Annotated in this window: 4 protein-coding genes; 3 read left to right on the plus strand and 1 reads right to left on the minus strand. The window is 60.4% G+C overall.

Annotated features, from left to right (window positions below; all coding sequences use genetic code 11):
* Positions 1-268 precede the first annotated feature (268 nt).
* Positions 269-1,084: a GGDEF domain-containing protein gene (locus tag AC1DVA_RS26365; RefSeq protein ID WP_476807847.1), complete on the minus strand. Its 816-nt coding sequence runs from the start codon at positions 1,082-1,084 to the stop codon at positions 269-271.
* Positions 1,085-1,371: 287 nt separating this feature from the next.
* Here AC1DVA_RS26365 and AC1DVA_RS26370 point away from each other — a divergent pair, with 287 nt between their 5' ends.
* From AC1DVA_RS26370 to AC1DVA_RS26380, 3 genes are all read left to right on the plus strand, one after another.
* Positions 1,372-2,682, plus strand: coding sequence for an HlyD family type I secretion periplasmic adaptor subunit (locus AC1DVA_RS26370; RefSeq protein WP_476807850.1), 1,311 nt, complete (start codon positions 1,372-1,374; stop codon positions 2,680-2,682).
* Positions 2,682-3,290 carry a ribbon-helix-helix domain-containing protein gene (locus AC1DVA_RS26375; RefSeq protein WP_476807848.1) on the plus strand — a complete coding sequence of 203 codons (609 nt, stop codon included), beginning with the start codon at positions 2,682-2,684 and terminating at the stop codon, positions 3,288-3,290. Before AC1DVA_RS26370 ends, AC1DVA_RS26375 begins: the two co-directional genes overlap by 1 nt.
* Positions 3,291-3,476: 186 nt before the next feature.
* The coding region (locus tag AC1DVA_RS26380) for a hypothetical protein (RefSeq protein WP_476807849.1) at positions 3,477-4,769 on the plus strand (1,293 nt) is incomplete at its 3' end.

Below are 4,769 nucleotides of genomic sequence, written 5' to 3' on the forward strand. Positions count from 1 at the left end.
GATCACGCCAAGGGCCTCGAGGTTTTGCCCCGGCGATGGAGCGTTGAACGCACCTTCGCTTGGTGCGGGCGCTGCCAAGGCTCACAAAGGGCTACGAAAAACCATCACTAGCGCGTGGCCTGGATCCTCGTCGCAAACCTCCGGCTCCCGACCCGCCGCCAAGGTATTGCTATCCTCGTAGAATTTTGAGTGGGGCACTTAGATTTCGACGGATTGATATGAGAAACCCGCGTCCCATACTGCCCCTCGGTCGGCTCGCGCTCGTCATTTACAACCCGTCGGCGTCTTCCTTGCCAGCGAATTGAAACCCGCGAGCCCGGGTCAGGATTTCATCAAAGATCGTCTCATCATTCCGCCGCTCGACCGCCGTAACGCGAATATCAGGCCGCTCACTCCCAAGCAAAATGGGAGGGTTCGCCGTTACAGCATTCTTGAGCCGTTCAGAGATGCTTGTGGTCGTCGGAGCAGATGCGCCTGGCATCAACACTCCGAATTCGGAGGCCGAGACGCGCGCCACGAGGTCGTAGGGACGGACGAAACTCTTCAGTATGTCGGCAACATGAAGTTGCAAGGCTTCGGATGCGCTAAACCCCAAGCGCTCGGTAATCTCGTCATATTTGTCGATTGAAATCAGGATGAAGCAGAGCGAAATGCGCTCCCGGTCTGCACGACTGAGTTCCTGCACGGTCCTGATTTGCAACCATTTACGATTTCCGAGGCCGGTAACCGGATCGATATCCTGGAGACGTTCGATCTCGCGGCGATATTGGGTGATCTGTTCCTGTGCCCCTCTCACCTCGCTCAGGAGATCGCGGGCTGCTTCGGTGCCGCTACCCGAAGCGACGATATTTGCAGAGAGCGCCAGGCTCGCGGCTTCGACCTGCCGGAGCAGCTTCATGATCGTCCGCGCAGCGCCGGCGAAGGCTACCCCTGCGGCAATGCCTAGAGAAGGAATCAACCAAGCGGGCACGGCAGCGGCAGCGCCCGCATCCAATCCGGCCGCGACGACGATGGCTGCGATGCAAGCCGCAAGAGTGCCGCCCCATCTCAAAAGCACGGCCAATCCCGGACGTTCGTCAGCCATGGGGAAGCCCTTCTGGTAAGTTCGTCATCGCTGCTGCTCTGAGTTGAATTCTATGCAGCCCATAAGCAGTCAGATATCTAGCTGATTCCTTTAGATATGCGGTAAAATTGGACGCGCCAGTGACTGTATAAGTCTCAATGCGATTTCTACGGACGCGTGGCTCGCCTCGCCATTAGCGCTGTGGTATCCGTAGATTTTTCGCCAAGCTTCGGAGAAGTCATCATGTGCGGGACCCAGCTTTTGTGAGGTCAGCTCTCCGCCGAAAAGCCGTTCGCCCGGTCGCCTGGTTGCGATCGAAGGCTGAAAGGCAAACATTTCGAGCCGTCGATCGCCCACCACGGCTTGCTTCGCAAGTTATCAGGCTAGTTGGCGCCCTTTTGATGGCAGGGATCATCTGGGCCAATTTTTCTCGTGTGGAGGAAATCACACGCGGGTCCGGGCGGGTGATCCCAACATCGCGCACACAGGTGGTGCAGAGCTCCGAGGCCGGTGTTGTGCGGGATATTCTCGTGCGGCAAGGCCAACGGGTGGCTCAAGGTGAAATGATAATCCGGCTCGACGACACCCCGAATTCCGCCAAAGCAGGAGAGGCGGACGCCCAGGGGCGGGCGCTCCGGGTGCAGATTGCGCGACTGGAAATGGAGGTAGCAGCGCCGGACTCTGTATTCGAGTGTCCCAAGGACATTGAAGCAGCCGCGCCCGAAATATGCCTTAACGAGCGGAAGCTGTTGAGCGCGCGGCAGGAGAATTTTCACGCACGAATTAATACTTTTAAGGAGCGCCTCGAGCAGCGCAAGCGGGAGGTTGGCGAGGTGGCCGCACAGTCCCAGCGCGTGATCGAATCCCTCGCGCTCGCCGAGAAGGAGCTGGCTATCATTGCTCCGATGGCGAGCAGAAATCTGATCTCGCAACTGGAGTTGATCCGCGCTCAACGGCAAGTCGTCGAGCTGAAGGGACAGCTGAGCGCCGCGAAGGAAACTTTGGCCAAGCTCGAGGCGGGGCTGCGAGAGGCCAGTTCTCTGCTGTCCGAACAGGTCACGCAACTGCGTCGCGAGGCGCTCGCTGAACTGACCGCGCGGCGAGCTGAGTGGTCGGTTGTTCAGGAGACCCTTCGGGGAGCCGAGGAACGTGTTCGCCGAACCGATATCCGCTCCCCTGTCGATGGCGTGGTGAACTCCCTCGCGGTGAATACCGTTGGCGCCTACGTGAATGCTGGCGAACGGCTGCTCGACATCGTGCCCTCTGATGGAAAATTGTTGATCGAGGCCCGGGTCAAGCCTTCAGACATTGCTTTCATCGCACCGGGGCAGAAGGCACTGATCAAGATATCTGCGTATGACTTCTATCAGTACGGAGGGCTTAACGGCGTGGTCGACCAGGTGTCTGCCGACAGTGTCTACGATTCGAATTCGAAGGAAACTTTCTATGTCGTGCTGGTACGAGGCGACGATGCGACCCTGAAACTCGGCAAGGCAACGCATGCGATCATTCCAGGCATGACGGCCGACGTCGATATCATCACCGGCGACAAATCGATCCTGACCTATCTGCTCAAACCCATCAATCGGGCCAGACATGAGGCGCTGACTGAACGCTGATGGAACAGCGCGCGAGCGAATCCGATATCCAAAGTGCCCTGGAACCGCGTCTGCGGCTGGTGACGATTGGGGGGCGTCGCCGTGCCTTTAAGCTCGAGCCCCAGTTTTGGCAGGCACTCGAACGTATGGCGCGCGTGCGGCGAGAGCGGTTGTCGGCGCTGGTCGCCCATCTGCTTTCGGACGACGTCGGCAACGCCACCGCCAGGCTGCGGGTTGCTGCGCTCGAATGGTTCATGGGGGAAGGCCATGCAATTCAATCGCAAGACCTCAAGAGCAGATGGCAGCGCATCATCGATTTGATCATCGAGCCTGCCTTCATCATCAATCAGCAAAAGCAGATACTTCTTTTCAATGGACCGATGCGCGCATTCGCGGCCAGCGCCGGCGATCAGCCGAATGTCCGGCTAGGGCTTTCCGCCGAGGTCAGCAGGATCCTGACGCTGTTCGAAGAGAATGAGCAAAGGATCATTTCGATGCCGTGTTTACTCGAGGCTGGCCAACAATCGCTCAAGGCAATCGTCCGAGTGACCTTGCTGGAGCGGGGCCGGGGGCAGGCACTTCTCCTGTGCGCCCTGCGGCCGGCAGCCGGCGCACCGGCGCAGCCCTAAACAAGCACCTCATTCCATCCCATTTGATGTGCCGCAACGGCAACGATCGCTAGGTTGGCTGGACTTGACATTAAGCATTAACAAAAATTCTACCCGATCGATATACGATAGTATAACGGTTCCCTTGCTGCCGCGTTAATAATGGTCAAAGCATTCGATCAATCACGAGGTTGATCGGGTGGCGTCATGAACGAAGGTCTTGTTAACGCTGGCTTCGAGACGAATGTCGAAGCGATGTCCGGCTCGGCGGAGGGCGCGGCAGATCAGGCCGGTCGGATCGTCTTGGCGCAGGCGCAGACGGCACCCGCCACCCCCCAACCGCCGGCAGCGCCTGTTGTTCAACTGCCCGCAGCTCCGCCCCTCGCTCCCGCCGCGACTCATTTCGATGCAGCCGCCTCCAAGGTGGTACGCCTGCCGCAGGGCACCTCGCTCGATAACATCGAGGTCTCGGGGAAGGACATCGTCCTCAAGCAATCCGATGGCCGCACGATCGTCATCGATAACGGTGTCTCGAACTTACCCACGCTGATGCTCGGCGACATTGAAGTGCCTGCCGGTACTTTGACAGCGTTGTTCGATCGTTTGGGCATCGTTCCTGGGGCCGGCCCCGCGGGCGCGCAGGCCTCGAGCGTCAGCAGTTCCGGCGGCAATTTCGCGCTTCCGAATGGAAATGTCGGCAGCTTCTTTGGCCTCACCGACCTGCTTGCCCCGACGGATCTACAATTCCCGACCCTAGAGCAGCGTGAACCGGGCGTCGCGAGGGGCGGCCTCAATGTCGGTCCCAGCGTCTTGTCGTCGACCGTGAGCGTCGTACTGGCGGAAGCTGTGCTGCCGGGAGGCCGGGAGGGCGGGCGGATTGACGAGGGAAGGCGAATTGCCCAGTTGTTCGACTCCGGCTCACTGCCGATCAGCGCCGTGCGCTTTGCGACCGATCTCAGCACCTTACAGACCGAAACGAACGACCTTCCCGGCGCGGACATCGTCTGGGTTCGGCTCTCAGATACGGCAATCGTCGGGCGCGTGGGGGGGAGCGACGCCATTCTTCTCCAGATTGAGCCCTTGGGCGGCCAGGGAATTGGATCAACAGAGCTTACCGTCACGATCACACTGATCGGCCCTGTGCCGCATCCTTCGGGGGGCGGCCTCCAGGCTGTCGATCTCGGCTCGGTTGCTGTCGTCGTCGAGACAGGGGCGGGTACGGCGCAGGGGATCGTCCAGATTTCGCTGACGGACGACGTGCCGGTCGCGGTTGCTGATACGGATGCGGTGGCCTCGGGTTCGTTTGCGGCGGTGGGCGGCAATCTGCTGAGCGGCGCCGGCAGCGACGGCAATGCGGCGGGTGGCGACGTGCAGGGCGCGGACGGCGCGGCGGTGACGTCGGTCGTGGCGACGACGGCGGGCGGGCCTGCGGTAGCGGTCGGGTCGAACACGGTGGTGGCGGGCCAGTACGGCGTGCTGACGCTGTCGTCGGATGGCAGC

This window comes from Allobosea sp. P4_C6, from assembly GCF_056402015.1.